This is a genomic window from Tenacibaculum litopenaei, assembly GCF_964514025.1.
Lineage (GTDB): Bacteria > Bacteroidota > Bacteroidia > Flavobacteriales > Flavobacteriaceae > Polaribacter > Polaribacter litopenaei.
Map to the genome: position 1 here is coordinate 131267 of NZ_CAZEQT010000007.1, position 17167 is coordinate 148433.

Consider the following 17167-nt stretch of genomic DNA (forward strand, 5'->3'; position numbering starts at 1 on the left):
AACCTGAGAAAAGTCAGGCATGTATATTCTTTTGATAAACTATATCTATTCTTGAAAACTACTATTACAAATTCATGGGCACCAGTACCAAGCAATTGTCATTTTTCATCTCAATAGAGTAGCTTCAACAAAAAATCGGATATGAATATTCTTTTGACAACTTGTGCCCTTGAATAAAAAGCCAACCCAAGAAAAGACAAGAATGTATATTATTATGACAGCCTATGTCCCTGAATAAAAGGCTAACCTGAGAAAAGTCAGGCATGTATATTCTTTTGATAAACTATATCTATTCTTGAAAACTACTATTACAAATTCATGGGCACCAGTACCAAGTAATTGTTATTTTTTCATCTTAATAGAGTAGTTTCAACAAAAAATTGGGAATGAATATTCTTTTGACATGTCATACCCTTTATTGAACGATTAACACGAAAAAAGATGAAATGTAAGTTCTTTTAATAAACTCTATCAAAACTTAAATCTATTATTACAAAATGACTGACATTGATAACAATCCATTATGCTCCATCATCTTAAAAAAGTAGTTTCAACAAAAAATCGGGAATGTATATTCTTTTGATATGTCTTTCCCTTTATTAAACGATTAACACATAAAGAGCCAGAAATGTATATTCTTTTGATACCTAATACTCCTAAATGTATAGCCTTTTAATAAACTGTCACAATTCAAAACTTTAGTGTCCCCAAATTAATAGTTCCCCGCTCCCCAAAAAAACGAAATACAGAATCCAACAATAAAACACTATTCTATTCCTGCGATTGCTTAATTTTGAGCACATTTTAATAATTATACAAATCGCCCTTGATACAGATTGCTTCACATACCTCGTCCACTCAAAACTCTCCTGTGCGAATTCAAGAATATGCCGTTGGAATTTTTGATACACTCCCTACTAAATCAGCTTTGAAAAAAGCTATTAAAAAAGGACTGGTATATGTCAATGGAATCAAAGCAAATACAGGAACCTATATTTATGGAAATGAAACCATCAGTTTGTACGCTTTGACGCCTACATCCAAGCCTTCAAAAACTTTCGACCTAGCATTGGAAGTTCTTTTTGAGGACGAATACTTAGCCGTTATCAACAAACCCGCAGGAATTGTAGTGAGCGGAAATTCCTTCGCAACCATCAACAATGCCTTACCGCAAAACTTAGAAAAAAGTACACTTACTGACGCCACTGTTCCCAGACCCGTGCATCGTTTAGACTATCCGACCAGTGGGGTGCTCTTAATTGGTAAAACAACCTCAAGTATCATTCAATTAAATGCTTTATTTGAAAAAAAGAACATTCAAAAAACCTATCATGCCATCGCCATTGGCAGCTTAAATAAGCAAGGAAGTTTTGAAGCCCCTATAGATTCGAAAAATGCTACTACTCAATACCAGGTACTTCAACATGTGGCCTCTCAAAAATTTAATCGATTAAACCTGGTGGAACTTCGTCCGAGTACAGGGAGAAAACATCAATTACGAAAACATCTCTTTGCCAACAAGACTCCTATTCTGGGGGATAAAACCTATTTCTTAGACGGGTTACTATTAAATGGAAATGGACTCTATTTGCATGCCTCCACGCTTGAATTCACCCATCCCTTTACCTCCAAACCAATCAAAATAACAGCAAAACTCCCTAAAAAATTTACTCGGATATTTCCACTGTAAATGAAAAACACAGAGTCTTGCTTCCTTAAAAAACAACAACCTAACATATAGAATTGAATTTAGAGAAGAACCAATGATTTTAAATGAATATCTCAGCCTCAGTGATGAAATCATTCTTCAAAAATATTTTGCGCTGTATAAAGTTACTTTTAACAGTAATTTAAAAATAATACAGCTTAAACAATTTAGTTTTTTCAATAACAAAATTGATGCAGAAATTCGAAAGGTCCTAAAAATTACTAAATTGAATAATAACGAAAAAGGGAAAAAAAAACAGGGTTCCAGAAAATACCAAAATGTTGATTGGCATATTTTACTATAAAGCCCAAGAAAATAATTCGAGTTTTATTTCCAACTTTTATCTTTAACGTCTAGGATAAACTTTAAAATGAGTTCAAATCAACAGTCAACCGCATAAGCCGAAAAAAACGAAAACAGGTATAAAAATTCAGGTAACCATGAGTGTATTAAAAATTTTAATCGTCGTAGTTACCATATCCTACTTCTCTCAAAAGAAAGCAGAATATGTCTATATTATTCTAAATCAAGAAGACGAGAATTATTTTTTATTTTGAAATGGCAAAAAAGTCAAAGACTTAAAAAAATTAAAACGGAATGAAAAACTCAGAAAAATATTTGACACAAAAAATACGATTATGTGTATTAGTAGTATCCTATTTTATATGTACTAATACATTAGTAGCCCAGGAAACAACTAAAGACCTTACAAAAGTATCCTCGATCCTTTTCAAAAAATTAAAAGAATCACCCAAAGGAATCGACTATGTACTTTACAACAAAGACAAATCATACAAACTAATTTCTTATGTTGAAAAATGCAGTATTATAACACTTCCATTGGATAAAATAGAGGCCTCATCTAATTTGATTGCAAAAGGTAAAGACCTTTATTTCATTGCTAAAACAGTAAAATTCATCAACAAAAATGATGGGTTTGCTCTAATAAAAAGGCATAAAGGCCTCTACTATTCATTCTTTTTATCTAATACGGAACCAGTTGCGCCAACACCTAAAAATTAGAACTTAAATCATGAGTGACACAACGAAAACATCGAGAATAATTTCAGTAATAATAAATTTTAATTCAGTTTTTTACAACTCCCTAAATTTAACAACTACAATTCCAATTGCTATCTTATTTTTGATAAGCCTCAATAAGTTTTGATTTTATTTCTGCCTTAATCTCATTCGAGGTAAAAGCGTGATCTATTGCTTCCATATTACATTTAAAAAAATGCATTTTGGTCCAACCAAACTTATCTTTTAAAATAGTGTATTCATTTTCAAGCGTTGTATTAGAAATTGTACGAGCATCAGTATTAACACTTATTGAAAGTCCTTCGTTGTATACTTCGTTTATTTTATGATCTTCAAGCCTATCATATACATTGGTTTGGATATTACTAGTTGGACAAACTTCTAAATGAATATTCTTCTCTTTTAAAAAATTGACTAGATTTTTATCTTCGTAACTTCTAACTCCATGTCCTATTCTTTTTGGATACAAATTGGTTAGAGTTTCCCATACACTTTCTGGGCCCTTTGCTTCTCCTGCATGTGCTGTGCAGGAAATATTTTTTCTTTTTGCTCGTTGAAATGCAGTAACATGATTAGCTATAGGAAAACCTGCTTCATCTGCTGCTATATCAAAACCTACGACATTGGTCCCTTTAAATTGCTCTACCAATTTAATTGTACGCATACTTTGTTCTTCTGAAAAATGCCTGAGTGTACAAAGGATAAGGCCTGCTTTAACTCCAGATGTTTCCATACCGATTGTCATAGCATCATTAACTGTTTCAACTACTTCTTCTGGTGTTAAACCTTTATCTAAATGAATCAATGGTGCAAATCTAATTTCTGCATAAATCACGTTATCTTTTTTTAATTGATCAAAAAGATCTAATGTTACAAGCTTTAGTTGCTCCTTAGTCTGCATTAATTTTACTCCGCTGATAGCTCTTTCAATATAATCTGCTAAATCTGTACATTTTGGAGGAGCTATAAATGAAGCTTTATAAACGTTTTCCGTAATGTTCGGGGCTATTTTTTTGACGATATCATAACTCAAAGAACAATCTAAATGCAGATGTAATTCTATTTTTGGTAGCGTATTGCTCATATTGGTTCGGTTTTTATTTGATTGACAAGACATTATTATAAAAAGAATAGCCAAAACCTTGTAATCTCTTAATAATAAACTCATTAAAACTATTACTCTAGTACAAAATAAGGTTAAGTACATTTATAAATTTCTCTCTTGATACTGATTGAATTAACGATTCACTAGGTGACTGCTGACGTAAGTTGTTGTTGTTATCAATAACTATTTGTCGGTATGTGGTTACGCTACTACTATCAATAGATCCCCTACAAGAACCCTCGCGTAAATTCTGTGCTTTTTTTTTATCTTTCCTTGCTGGTAATAATGCAACAGCTCCATCTGAAGTCGCATCAACATCAAATATAGAATTCATCATCTTATATTTTTTTAATTAATTTGTAGTCAATATAAGACACTGTCAAGGACAATTGTCCAAGTTTAAAGAATGATAAAAACGAATATTACTTTACTTAATTATATCGAGAAACTTTACACTACCGGGAAATATGGTCTTGGGATAAGAAAAGAAAAATTTTCAAGAAATGAGGTGCTACTGTACAAAGACGATTCCTTAAAAAGAATTTACGTCATTATTCAAGGGTTGACGAAATGTTTTATCACGGAAGAAAATGGAAAAGATTATCTATTAGAATTTTTAGGAAAAGGAGAACTTGTTGGCGAAATCGAATTTTTGATTAAAGAAGACAATTTATCATCTGTAGAAACACTATCTACTGTTGAAGCTTTTAGTATTGATAGCGTATTATTCGAGAAATTAATTCAAACTGATCGTGAATTCGTCAATATTATTTTAAAAGAACTGGCTACTCGAATCTTCAGAACCGCAAAGAGAGCCTCGTTTCAGCAAATTTATCCTCTCAAGTACTCAATAATAAAAATAATCCTAGCATTAAATCTTACCGATGAACGTATATCGAAGCAAGACTTAGCAAGCTATCTAGGAATCTCAATTAGGGTATTAAACAGAATTCTAAAAGAATTGATTAATGATAATTTAATAACCTTCGAGAAAGGCGTTATAAAGGTTAAAAGTCAAAATACACTCGAAAATTATATACTGTCTCTTCATTAATTATTCCGTTCGAGCAAAAAAATTAGTTCAAAATTCATCCCTTTTAAAGTTTGATTATTAATTTCATTAAACAATTACTATTCCTGGAAACGTTCCCGGTTTACACCTGAAGTCCTACAAAGCTCACGGTGGTTTTTTATCTTCTTTTCTTATTAGAGATAGATGGATATGTATTAAATTCATTCCTTTATTCTAGTGAATAATCAATTAAATATAAAACAGTTAAACGAGCTAGTTTTTCCAATGGAAAAGGAATAAAGAAATGATAATAGTTCCTATTATTTTTAACCGTTTTATATGTCCACCGTAAGGATATTCTTAGCCTACTCTATGGTGGATTAACTTGATACATTTTTATTCTGCTAATTTCTTTTGAATTAGCCTTTGTTCTCCTTTCCATTGTGTTTTTTTCAACCATGAATCAAAACTCAACAACTCAGGATGTAACTTTTTTAAGGAATCAAAATTTCTTTTCATCCCTATTTCTCTATGAAACTTAAAATGATTCAAAGCATCATGAGCAGGTCCTCCTAGTTTTAAAAATTCTTCATCTGAAATAGGTTCGTACACTGATTTTATACCTGTAACACTTTCAAACTTTTGAGCAATTTCATTGCCAGATACGGTATCAGAACCAATAACTAGAGTTTTTCCTCCGTATTGGGACCTACGGTTTAAAATATAATTAGTAAACCATCCAATATCATCCAAAGCTACCATAGAAAACTTCCCATATTCCCCCAATGGAAGCTTAAATACGATTTCATCTTTTCCTTTGTAAACTCTTTTTTGAGGAACAAAGAAAGACATCAAATTTTCAAAATAAGGAAGTGTTCTGAGCACTGTAACACTGGTAGAATAAAATCCTTTTAGTTGCTTGAAATGGTCTAATGAACGCTGCCAGTTTATCTCTTGTTCTACTATCGCTTTAGAATCAAAATGAGTAACTGGGATTTCTCCATTAGATAAGGTCATGCAGTTTTCTAACGAAGAAAATACAACATGCGCGATATTCTTTTCTTTAGAAATTTCTAAAATCCTATGCATTTGTATTCTTTCGTTTTCTGGATTGTTCACATTAGTCCAAAAATCGGTATTACAAAAAACTGCATCTACACCATCAATAGCACGTTTTAAATCGTCTACATTATCTGTATTCCCTTGAAAAAGTTCTAAGTTTCCATGCGCTAAAAGTGCTTGTGCTAAAGGTGAGTTTTCATTTCTTGTAAACGCTCTAACAGACCAACTTTTTTTATCTAAATTGGCAATTATGTATCTCCCCATTGCCCCTGTTGCGCCAAATACTACTATTTTTTTCATGACTGTTTTAATTTTCTAATTTGATAGGGTCTCTCCAAACCATTTAAAATATGTATTATCAGCTACTCTATTCACCAACAACATCTTCCCTTCTTTGTTTATTACAGCTTCGTCACCAAAATGGCCTTCTCGAACCTCTCCTGTCTTTTTGCTTTTAACTCGAAGATATTCATGATAAAAAATATGTCCTGAATGCACTTCGACTATATGGTTCGCTTCAGCTTTTAAAAACCTTACTTTACTAAAAATAAAGCTCCATGTTTCTTCTTTGCACAAATCTGCAGCTCCTTCTCTTACTTCATCGTTGACGATATACGAAAGTCCGCTATGAAATAGACGTGCCATACGCAGAGCATCAGCATTTATTAATCCTTGTGCATATTCGTATAAAAACTGTTTACCAATAGAATTTTCTGTGATATTCATTACTCTTTTGTTGCTTTTATCTCCTGTAAAAATTGAATCATGTTCCCTTCTGGGTCTTTAATAAAGAAAAATTTCACTCCTAGTTCTTTATTTTGATATTCCCAATCAACAGCAACACTCTTGTTTATTAATTCTCGCTTTACCTTTTCTAAGTTTGCTGTTATAAAACAAAACTGTGTTTGTCCCCAAACTCCAGTATGCCTTTGAGGTGCTTTAGGATTTGTAATTTTCGGCACTGCCTCATAATCTTTAATCAGCTCCACTCGATAACCGTTTAATTCTAGAAATATTAAGTAAGTGTTAAATTCAGGGTACTTTTTTTCTTTTAGCTTTTTAAACCCTAATTTACTCTGATACCAATCTGTCATTTTCTCAATACTCGCTACAGAAAAAGTAATTGAATAAGGTTTTATTTTTGATAATTCTGAATTGCCTTGAGAAAACGATGTATTAATCGTAATGAAGAGAAAAAGCAGTATGTATAAGTATTTTGACATTTGTCCGATAGAATTTTCTAATTGTAATTTGAGTAACTTGTATACCCCTCAGCACCTCCACCGTAAAATGTTTGAGCCTTATCAGCACTAACTTCAGTTAATGGATGGTTGTATTTCATTCGCTTTACTAAATCTGGATTGACAATAAATGGTCTGCCAAAAGCTACCATATCAGCATATTTCTTTTCTATAAGTTTATTAGCAATCTCTTTTGTTAATTGTCCACATATCATAATTGGATTCTGATAGACTTCTTTTACTTTTTCTCTAAATGAAGTTGCTACTGGTCTAAATGTAGCTACATTTTCCGACAAGTGAACAAATACTAAATTATGTCGATTGAGTTCTTTTAATAAGGCTATAGTTGTTTCGGGCATTTGAGAATCAAGCTCCGGAGCTTCTGATACAAAAGGAGACAATCGAATTGCAACTTTATCCGCTCCTATAGCTTCAATTACATCTTCTACTGTTTCAATTGTAAAACGAATTCTGTTTTTAATACTACCTCCGTAATCATCTGTTCTTTGGTTCACATCCGTTCGCATAAATTGGTCGAACAAATAACCGTGAGCCCCATGAATTTCTACCCCATCAAAACCTGCTTCCACAGCATTTTTTGCTGCTTGAACAAAATCCTGTTTAGTGCGTTCTATGTCTTCTAAAGTCATAGCTTTGGGGATGTCTGTTTCAACCATACCTAGGGTTCCATCTTGTAAAGGACCATAAACCTTATCGGATATCTTTACAGCAGAAGGGGCCAAAGGCACAGTTCCTTTTGTTGTACCTTTAGTTGCTCTTCTACCTACATGCCATAGCTGAATGAAAATCTTCCCTTTGTTTTCATGAACAGCTTGTGTTACTTTTTTCCAACCTGCAATTTGCTCCTCTGTATAAATTCCTGGTGTCATACTATACCCTCTAGCTTCTTTAGAAACGGGAACACCTTCGGTAATTATAAGTCCAGCACTTGCTCTTTGAGAATAGTATAAAGGGGCTAACTCTGTAATGACATCATTCTCATTAGACCTAGCTCTAGTCATGGGAGCCATAACTATTCTATTGCTAAGTTTTAACCCATTAAAAGAAAAGGGACGAAATATAGGATCCATAATCGTATAAGTTTTTTAATTATCTGCTCTATTATCATGAGCAAAATTAACTGACTTATGATTGTCTAAATCTTTGATTTCAAATTGAAAATATCAGATTTCAAAGACTACTTATTTTTCCTGTAGGTAATTGGAGTACTACCAGTATGCTTTTTAAAAAAAGCACCAAAATGACTTGGAGAATCAAAATGCAGTTGATAGGCAATTTCTTTAACACTTTTAGCTGTTTGTAACAGTTCTGCTTTTGCTAATTTAAGAATATGAGTATGTATCGTATTTAAAGCTGTCTGCCCTGTAATCGACTTAACTACTGCGTTTAAATGGTTGGGATGAATATTTAAAATACTTGCATAATACGATGGTGAATGAAAGTTCACTTGACCAACTATTTTAGTATCTGGATAAAAACTTTCTTTTATATGCTTTTGAAATTGCGATAATAATTTCAAATCTGTTCTATGAATGCGTTCATTGATTCTATCAACCTCTATTTTTTTATTGAATAATCGTTTAATTTGATTCAGTAATTGTAATACATATACTTGAATAAAATCAAACTTATCTTTATTGTCACTGGTATACTCTTCTTTAATTTTTTTATACAAGGCCATGACCTCTGGTAAATCGTTCTTGCCAATCTTGATAGGAATGGATTCGTCTATTTTTAAAAATGAATAATCGTCTAATAACCTATCAAAATGAAAGGAAGACGCTATAAAATCCTGAGAGAAAATAATATAAAAACCCGACCAATCTTGAGAATGATCCCATGATATAATTTGAAAAGGACTATTGAAGAAAATCGTGATTCCATCAGGAAGGTCTGGGTTGTGCCCTAGAAGAGTTTCCCCCTTGCCTTCAATTTTAACAGCGATAAAATAGAATTCATGACGAAATGGTTCCATTTTTGAAAACACAATCCCCATATTTTCTTCAAAACTTTTTACATCAAATTGAGAATGTTTGGGTACTGACAAACCAATGGCTTTGTAGTAATCCGAAATTGTTTTAAAATGCTGCAATGTTTAGTAAATTGATTAGCTCTAATTAATCTTCTTAAAAAATAGTCTTTTTTTAACAAACCACATCTTAGGATTCCGTTATAACAGTTATTCTTCTGAAAGTTTTAACACAAAACTTACTTCCCTAAAATTTCATTCCTTTCCTCTTCTTACTCCATTTCTTATAACCTTTCTCAAAAAACAGTGTTCCATTTTTAACAACTCTGTAATCTTTAATTTTTGTTTCTTGCTTGCCCCTACTTTGCTATAAGATTTTAGTAATTTATCACCTACTCTTCTATTGACTAAATAGGAGTATTGTGCATCTCTATCGCTGTAATAGACGTGGTTATTATATTAAAACAGTTAGAAATTAAGGCTGTTTCCATAATAAACTCAGCATGGGATATTTTGAAACTATTCATACCGATTCTATCTTCACGCTAAACCGAAAGTACAAGCAGAGTGTCCATCGCCAACTAAAGATATTGAAGTACAAAGCATTCCTTCTAGGTAGCTCCTATCCAATTCTTTCCGTAATTAACTGTACGTAATCCTTTGTTCTTTCTAACTCCGGAAAATGTCCACAGTCATTAAATTCAATAATCTCGCAGTTGTGAATATGCGTCTTAATAGAATTCTTATCCGTTTTACGGTGTGTAAAATCTGCACCTCCCCAAACCAACGTCGTGGGAACTTCATTTAAATACAATTCGGTATGCCTGTCTTTTTTTAGTTCTTGAACTAAAGATGATAAACAAAAGCACCCTCCTTTATGGATAGACGTTTGTGCTATCTCGGTAAAATTAAATCGAGAAGTACTAGATTTAGGCAAGGCATATTGGTACCAGATTCCAGCAAATTTCTTTGCGTATATTGCATTGGCCACCTGACCTATCAAAGGCCTTTTTATTAAACTAGGAATAGATTTTTCGGTCCATGTTAATAATCCTTCAGCAGAGGGAGTTTGGGATAAAAAAATATGACGGAAACGTTCGGGATTATTCATCGCTGCTTTCATGGCATAATAACCATTAGAACATGAAAATAGTAAGGATACTCTTTCAAGCTCTAAAATATCCATTATTTGATTCAATAAATTTGCACCACTCTCAAAGGAATAATCGTATTTACTATTGGGAAATGAAAAACCCAACCCCGGGTATTCAAAACAAATAACTCTGTAATTCTTTGCTAAATTTTGAATTAATGTCGCTTGATGTTCAATGACATTAGGTCCGTCTGGGACATTGATAATAATGGGAAGATTTCCCTTAGTATCAAATACTCTAATTTTGCCATAATCTGTATCCAAATAGCAAAATCCTTCTCCAAATTTAGGAGGTGTTTTCCATTTGTATCTCAAATTGTCGATACTAGTTCCCGTCATACTTTTTTGTAAATTAAATTGAATTATTAATCGATTATTACTATTTGACTTTTAGGTACCGTAAACGCCATGCCTAAAATATTACCTCCAGTTTCATAGATCTCTATACCATTGATTGACCTCCACATGAAACAAGTCTACACAATTTACATTTCCAACCTGAACTCCTCCTACTTTTGTATTTTCTTCTGTAAAAAATTTTCTTATCTGTTCCCTATTTACCTTAAACAATCAACACTTCTAGTACGAGTATCGATACCAACACTACAAAGGCTTTTTCAACACCTTACAGTTAAAAAGGTATTTCTTCTCTATTTCTAAAAAACTTTCCTGTGGGATCTCCATTTTCAAATAAAGCTACCCATACGATTGTATCTGCTCCTTCTTCCGGACTTTTAGTCGCACTATCTCCTCCCATGGCAGTTCGTACCCAACCTGGGCACACTGAATTTACCAAAATATTATAGGGTTGCAATCGATTAGCCAATTGCAGCGTTAAACCATTTAATGCTAACTTAGATAAACTGTAACCAGGTGTTCCTCCTGTCTGTGAACTCAATGATCCCGCTCCACTACTCACGTTTACAACACTGGCACTGGTTGCTCTTTTTAATAAGGGTAATAAGTTTTGCGTTAGTTGCCAAGGGGCTAAAAAATTAGTTTCTAATGTTTCTCTAACTTCTATTAAGTCAGCATCTTCAACAGTCTGCCAAGTATCATAATTTATACCAGCATTGTTTACCAAAATATCCAACTTTCCATAAGTCGATTCAAGAAAATGGTAACAATCCTGAATATTCTTTGGATCGTTTACGTCTAATTGACAATAGACAACATTTCCAAAAGCGGAAAGTTTATGTACCGCTGCTTTTCCTGTTACCTCCGATCTACTTGTAGCAATCACGGTATGTCCCTTTTGCAGCAAACCTTTGGCTATGGCAAAGCCAATACCTCTATTCGCTCCTGTTACTAAGGCTATCTTACAATTTGATTTCATAAACTATATCAAATTTAGTATCGTTGAACTTCATAAACTTTCATTGCTGTCTCTTGAACAAACCAAGGTTCAATTTTTTTAAAAAAAGCAATCATATGTGCTGTTTGTATATGATTTTCTTGTGCTTCTTTGGATTCCCAACGCTCAAAAAGAAACAAATCATTCTGATTCCTAGTGCTTTGATGCAGTTCGTACTCCAAACAGCCTTCTTCTCTATGTACTTCATCAACTATTTCATGAAAAGCATTAATAAAGTCTTGCTTGTGTTCTTGGATTGGTCTTGCTTTTACAGTAAGTATAATCATAAGTATTAGTTAACGGAGTTCTTTGCTATATACCTAACAATCTCTTGATAGTTATAACGCTTTGCCAAATCTAAAGGTGTATCACCCTCGTAGGTTTTTAAATCTAGTCTAGACCGGCATCGATTAATAGTTTGGCAGCCTCAGTATTCCCGTGCCAAATAGCATCGTGTAAGGGTGTATATCCATTGTTCAACCCTTGATCATTGATGTATTTTTGAGCATCTTTATGAGCAACCAACATCTTCATAATTTCTGCATTCCCCATGTATCCAGCTTTATGAAAGGCAATCGCATTCATTAAATATCCTCGTTGCCCAATAGCTGCTCCTGCCTCTAGTAATACCTTTACGGTTTCTGGATAGTTATTACGTGCAGCTACTAATAATGGGGAATGTTTATCGTTACCGCTACCAACAATGTACGATTCGGTATTTACTGACTCACCTGAGGCAATCAGTGCCTTGATCTTTTCAGATTTTTCGTGATCAGATAATTTATTGTCTATGACTACTTGATAGACTTTTTGATTTTCAATCTTCTCCTTTAGTTGTTTTTCGTATGCATCAAAAATAGCAGTAAGTACTGCATAACGCTGTTTTTCCTCCTCCGTTTGGTTTTGGTCAAATCCGCCTATGACATCTCTTGCCATTCTACCTCCAAAAGGTGATTTTGCATAGATATTGATGTCTTTGGCCTTTAATAACTCTTTGATGTTTTCTGCTTTAGAATACCAAGCTGCCACCATTAATGGCGTATGTCCTGCATGTGGTGTATGTAGATTGACAAAAGCACCGTTATCGATTAAAATTTTAATCATTTTCGGATTATCTAACTGAGCGGCTATATGTAAAGGCGCATTTCCCATTCGTTTATCTAACTGATTGATATCAGCTCCATTTTTAATCAGTTCAAGTACTTTTGCTTCATCATTTTCTATTATAGCCTGATGCAAATCAGGTAATTCATTCACCAGCTCTAAGTTTTTAAGCTCTTGTAAAATGGCCTTTCCTACTCCATGTGCAGATTGCGGATTTTGACCTGTTACTACTCTTTGGTCAACGGTGACATGAGCTTGCCAAGGAGCTGAAAATTCAAATTTCGCACCTCTTTCCTTCAAAGCATCCTCTAGAAGATAAGGCACAACTTTATCCAATTTTACTAAACGCTCCTCCTCATTGGTAAAGCCATTTATTTTTTTATCCTGTATTAAATACTTCCCATTACTTAATTTGATATTTAATAACCCAGAAGGCCCATGACAAACGGCACTCACTACTCCGTTATTTTCATAAATTTTAGCTGCGATTTTTGCTAATTCTTGATTTTCTTTAAAATCCCACATAGTACCGTGTCCTCCAGCGTAATGGATGGCAACATAGTCTTCCGGATGTACTTCCTCGGGCTTCAAAGTATTTTCAATTTTTTTTCGATATATCTTATCTTCCCAAAGTTTTTTATTTATAGGATCTTTTAAATCGAATCCGTCAACTGGTGGATTTCCTCCTTTAGGAGAAACAAAATCTATTTCATATCCTGCCTCTGTTAAAACCTCCCAAGGATGACTCACTTCACTTAAATAAAACCCTGTTTTTTCTCCAGTATTTCCTTTTTCTTTATGACTTGTAAGTACGAATAGTATTTTCTGTTTGCCCATCCCAACTTTGACCAACTTCTTTTCAAAAACTTTTACTGAATTTAAGTTTTTAAAACTAAATAGTACCAGTGACAATAACACAACAGTTATAATTTTAGGTGTTTTCATTATATATATTTTATACTTCTTTTACTAAATATTTATGGATTTTTAGACCTCCTTCGTCTGTAACTTTCATTTCCCAGTTTTCTTTTACATGCCTATAATTCGTTTCATTGGTATAGGTTTCTTAATTTTTGTACATACCATACTACAATCATATATAGCGAGTTAAACAATTTACTTTCAATAAATACCCAAATACTCAAATACTCAAATACTCAAATACTCAAATAAGCACAAAAGATCTCTGACTTGAAATTGGTTATATCCTAAACCTGCATAAGCGTCTGCCGGACCTCCAACATTAGTATTGCTTTCATCCCTAAAACAATTAGTTGTACATACAATTTTAAGTTTTAAAAAAAACAACTTTTTATCGTTGTTTACTTATTTTAATATCTCGTTGGCTTTATGAATATCCGCTGTTAATTGTACGGCAAAATCTTTCCCCAATACTTTACAATACTTCCCAAACAAATCAGATAAAGCCTCATTGAGCTTTTCTTTTAATTTCACTCCTTCTTCCGTTGGAAATACAAATACATTTCTGCCTTGTTGTTGACGTTCAACATAACGCATCACGATGAGTTTATCTATTAATCGCGTCATTGTTGATGCCTTTACATTCATTTTCTTACTCAACTCATTCTGTCCCATTCCCGGATCATTGATAAGTAAAAGCATTAAATGTGCATATGATGGCGATAACCCTGTAATTCTAAAGGACTCTTCTGCCATCGCACTAATATGCCTTGACAATGAGTTCACTGTAAAATAAAGACAACATTCTTGAAAGGTATTTTTCGATTCGCTCATCTACATCCTTTTTGAGTACAAATCTACATCTTATTAGTTGTACATACAAATTTCATAAGATATTTGAAGACGCTATTTCGTTAGTAGAGCGGCTAACATCAATAAACGAACTCACTTAAATTATCGAAATCACATATGTTTTTCTCTGTACTGTTTCGGTGTTTCATTCGTATATTTTTTAAAAAAACGCGTAAAATGAGTAGGTTCTTGAAAATTTAATCGATAGGAAATTTCACTTATGTTGTATTCCGAATACAGAAGTAGGTTTTTACTTTCCAAGAAAATTCGTTCATGAATAATCTCTTTAGCTGTTTTCCCTGACACTTCCTTTACAATAGTTGTCAAGTAATTAGGTGTAACATTTAGCGCTATTGCATAATTGCTAACCACTCGTGTCCCTAAATACATTTTGTCTACCAATTGCTGAAATTGTTTCACCAAAATTTGTCCTCTCGACAAGTTGCCTTCCTTCGTTTTGTAACGTTCAAAAATCGCTTTACAATTGTATAACATCGCCACCAACATTGCTTGCAACATTTTCTCTTGATAAGGATGTTCTGTATTGTAAATAGTAAGCATGCGTTCCATGTCAATTTCTAGAGATATTCTCTCTTCATCTGTCATTAAAAAAACACTGTTTTCAGAAAGTTTAAAAAAAGGAAATTCTTTAATTAGATTTTTTTGTAAGTATTCAGGTAAAAACTCTAATTGAAATTGTATGTGGTGCCCTTTGTTTTTGACATCTCTAATCCAAGAAAAAACCTGACCAGGTACCACAAACCACAAAGGACTATCCTGTAAGGTTATTGAATCGGTATTTAAGTTAATTTTACTTTGAGCGCCTATGTTTTTTAAAATGCCTACCTGATAAAACCCTTGACGGTAAGGTGGCATGCATTTTACACTCGAGGGCTCTAATGATTCAATGGTAAATATATCAAACCCGTCAATATGACTTCTGTGATCAAAGCCTGTCGCTGCATGTAATTCATTACTTGTGGCATACACTGGTATTCTTCTTTCTGACATAATTTAAACTAGAATTTACTATTTACGAACAACAACGGCCTGATAATACTGAAAAACGCTAGCATCGTTATCAAACAGTAACTCTAGTGGGACTAGAGTCACTGCTTGTTTAGGACTTACCTTCTCGTTTGATCCGTATGTTTGAGACGTTCAAATTTTTGCGCACTAACTTCTTCACTGATAATCTCCCAACCCCCTCCTAAACTTTTATAAATGGCTATTAAAGAGGTTGCCGTGAGCATTTCACTAGTAGCGAGCTCATGTTCTATCTGTAACAAGATACGATCTGCGTTTAAATAATCAATAAAACTGTCTAAGCCTGCTTTGTATCTTTCACGGGCAAATTTAGCTGATTGAGCACTTGCTGCCGCAGAACTGCGAAGAAACTCTCTTTGCTTGAGTTGTTGTTGGTAATTATTCATAGCGGTTCTAATTTCTTCCAAGGCTGTTAATACAGTCTTTTTATACTGTTGTAGTGCCGCTAACGTCAGTGCATCATCGCGATTAATTTGCTTCTTAACACGCCCTAGGTTAAACGCAGCCCAATGAATATTTGGCATAATACTCCAAGTAAAAGATTCTTGTTTACCAAAATTAGAGAAATCTACTGCTGAAAAGCCTATACTCCCATTAAAACTAATTTGAGGGTACAACGTCGCTACTGAGATATTATATTTAGCTATTTGTTGTTGCAATTTGGCTTCAGCGATTCTGATATCAGGTCTTCTGCGCAGTAATTCAGTTATCCTTCCTGTTAGCACTGTCTTTGGCAAATTGGGCAAATTCTTTTTCGATGTAAGCAGCGCTCCTAAATTCCCAGGCTCCTCTCCTATAAGTATACTAAGACGATTTTCTATGGCTGCTATTTTTGCCTTTAGTATTGGAAGGCTACTTTTTGTCTTTTCCAATTGCGCCTTTGCTCTAGTAGTGTCTAGATTACTACTTCTTCCTACTTGAAACAGTTGTTCTGTAAGTTCGTAAGTTGCTATTTGGTCTTTCAAATTACGTCGTGCTATATCCAATTGGTGTTGGGTTCCTCTCAAGGCGATGTAATTTCTTGCTACTTCAGCAAAAATACTGACGTATACTCTTTGCATATCTGCCAACGCTACTTTCTGAATAGCATATGCTTGTTGCACTTTAGCAGAAACCCCTCCAAAAAAATCGAGCTCCCATGCCGCATCAAAACTCGCATTATACGTATTGAAAGTCGGGTTCACCCCTTGGACAAATACATTTTCACCCAATCGAGTGCGAGTATAGTTGCCATTGGTTGTGAGTGTTGGGTATTGATCAAACTTAGTTCCTTTGAGCAAAGCTCTTGCAGCAAATAAATTTGCCGTTGCTGTATTAATATCTAGGTTATTGATTCTTGCTTTTTGGATAAGCGTATTCAACGTAGTATCATTAAATGCTTCCCACCATGTTGTAATTGGGGCGCTCGGTTTAAATAGTTCATCGCTTTTTAGATAGTTTTTATCTACCGGGATGGCTATTTTTTTCTTAAAATCTCTTTTGGTTATTCCACATGAAAACAGCAACAACGAGAGATTTATGAGTAAAATTATTTTTTTCATTATGAGTATATTAACTACTTCTATATGACAAGTATC

Annotated in this window: 17 protein-coding genes; 3 read left to right on the forward strand and 14 right to left on the reverse strand. The window is 33.6% G+C overall.

What is annotated here, in order from left to right; genetic code table 11:
- Positions 1-826 precede the first annotated feature (826 nt).
- Together ACKTS5_RS15185 and ACKTS5_RS15190 are read left to right on the forward strand one after the other, a co-directional pair.
- Positions 827-1690, forward strand: a complete 864-nt coding sequence (locus tag ACKTS5_RS15185) for an RluA family pseudouridine synthase (RefSeq protein ID WP_408044745.1) — start codon at positions 827-829, stop codon at positions 1688-1690.
- Between the two features lie 615 nt (positions 1691-2305).
- Positions 2306-2731, forward strand: coding sequence for a hypothetical protein (locus ACKTS5_RS15190; RefSeq protein ID WP_408044746.1), 426 nt, complete (start codon positions 2306-2308; stop codon positions 2729-2731).
- A gap of 115 nt (positions 2732-2846) precedes the next feature.
- On the opposite strand, the gene add is transcribed toward ACKTS5_RS15190, so the two are convergent.
- Positions 2847-3833, reverse strand: coding sequence for an adenosine deaminase (gene add, locus ACKTS5_RS15195; RefSeq protein WP_408044747.1), 987 nt, complete (start codon positions 3831-3833; stop codon positions 2847-2849).
- 97 nt (positions 3834-3930) lie between these two features.
- Complete coding sequence (locus ACKTS5_RS15200; protein ID WP_408044748.1) at positions 3931-4191, reverse strand: hypothetical protein; 261 nt, start codon at positions 4189-4191, stop codon at positions 3931-3933.
- A gap of 69 nt (positions 4192-4260) precedes the next feature.
- On the opposite strand from ACKTS5_RS15200, the gene ACKTS5_RS15205 reads away from it, so the two are divergent.
- The gene (locus ACKTS5_RS15205; protein WP_408044749.1) at positions 4261-4908 is read left to right on the forward strand and encodes a Crp/Fnr family transcriptional regulator; all 648 of its coding nucleotides are present in this window, start codon (positions 4261-4263) and stop codon (positions 4906-4908) included.
- Between the two features lie 354 nt (positions 4909-5262).
- Here ACKTS5_RS15205 and ACKTS5_RS15210 read toward each other — a convergent pair whose 3' ends face one another.
- From ACKTS5_RS15210 to ACKTS5_RS15265, 12 genes are all read right to left on the reverse strand, one after another.
- Entirely contained in the window at positions 5263-6228 is a 966-nt protein-coding gene (locus ACKTS5_RS15210) for an NmrA/HSCARG family protein (protein WP_408044750.1), read from the reverse strand.
- Between the two features lie 15 nt (positions 6229-6243).
- Positions 6244-6654 carry a hypothetical protein gene (locus ACKTS5_RS15215; RefSeq protein ID WP_408044751.1) on the reverse strand — a complete coding sequence of 137 codons (411 nt, stop codon included), beginning with the start codon at positions 6652-6654 and terminating at the stop codon, positions 6244-6246.
- The gene (locus tag ACKTS5_RS15220; protein ID WP_408044752.1) at positions 6654-7151 is read right to left on the reverse strand and encodes a VOC family protein; all 498 of its coding nucleotides are present in this window, start codon (positions 7149-7151) and stop codon (positions 6654-6656) included. The genes ACKTS5_RS15215 and ACKTS5_RS15220 overlap by 1 nt, the downstream gene beginning before the upstream one ends.
- A 17-nt stretch (positions 7152-7168) precedes the next feature.
- Positions 7169-8260, reverse strand: a complete 1092-nt coding sequence (locus ACKTS5_RS15225) for an alkene reductase (protein WP_408044753.1) — start codon at positions 8258-8260, stop codon at positions 7169-7171.
- Positions 8261-8367: 107 nt separating this feature from the next.
- Complete coding sequence (locus tag ACKTS5_RS15230) at positions 8368-9282, reverse strand: helix-turn-helix domain-containing protein (RefSeq protein ID WP_408044754.1); 915 nt, start codon at positions 9280-9282, stop codon at positions 8368-8370.
- 499 nt (positions 9283-9781) lie between these two features.
- Positions 9782-10651, reverse strand: coding sequence for an alpha/beta fold hydrolase (locus tag ACKTS5_RS15235; protein WP_408044755.1), 870 nt, complete (start codon positions 10649-10651; stop codon positions 9782-9784).
- A gap of 292 nt (positions 10652-10943) precedes the next feature.
- Positions 10944-11648: an SDR family oxidoreductase gene (locus tag ACKTS5_RS15240; RefSeq protein WP_408044756.1), complete on the reverse strand. Its 705-nt coding sequence runs from the start codon at positions 11646-11648 to the stop codon at positions 10944-10946.
- A gap of 14 nt (positions 11649-11662) precedes the next feature.
- Positions 11663-11953, reverse strand: a complete 291-nt coding sequence (locus ACKTS5_RS15245) for a putative quinol monooxygenase (protein ID WP_408044757.1) — start codon at positions 11951-11953, stop codon at positions 11663-11665.
- Positions 11954-12056: 103 nt separating this feature from the next.
- Complete coding sequence (locus ACKTS5_RS15250) at positions 12057-13715, reverse strand: ankyrin repeat domain-containing protein (RefSeq protein ID WP_408044758.1); 1659 nt, start codon at positions 13713-13715, stop codon at positions 12057-12059.
- A 381-nt stretch (positions 13716-14096) separates the two neighbouring features.
- Positions 14097-14525, reverse strand: coding sequence for a MarR family winged helix-turn-helix transcriptional regulator (locus tag ACKTS5_RS15255; protein ID WP_408044759.1), 429 nt, complete (start codon positions 14523-14525; stop codon positions 14097-14099).
- Between the two features lie 129 nt (positions 14526-14654).
- Positions 14655-15554 carry a helix-turn-helix domain-containing protein gene (locus tag ACKTS5_RS15260; protein ID WP_408044760.1) on the reverse strand — a complete coding sequence of 300 codons (900 nt, stop codon included), beginning with the start codon at positions 15552-15554 and terminating at the stop codon, positions 14655-14657.
- A gap of 116 nt (positions 15555-15670) precedes the next feature.
- Complete coding sequence (locus tag ACKTS5_RS15265; protein ID WP_408044761.1) at positions 15671-17131, reverse strand: efflux transporter outer membrane subunit; 1461 nt, start codon at positions 17129-17131, stop codon at positions 15671-15673.
- Between the last annotated feature and the right edge of the window lie 36 nt (positions 17132-17167).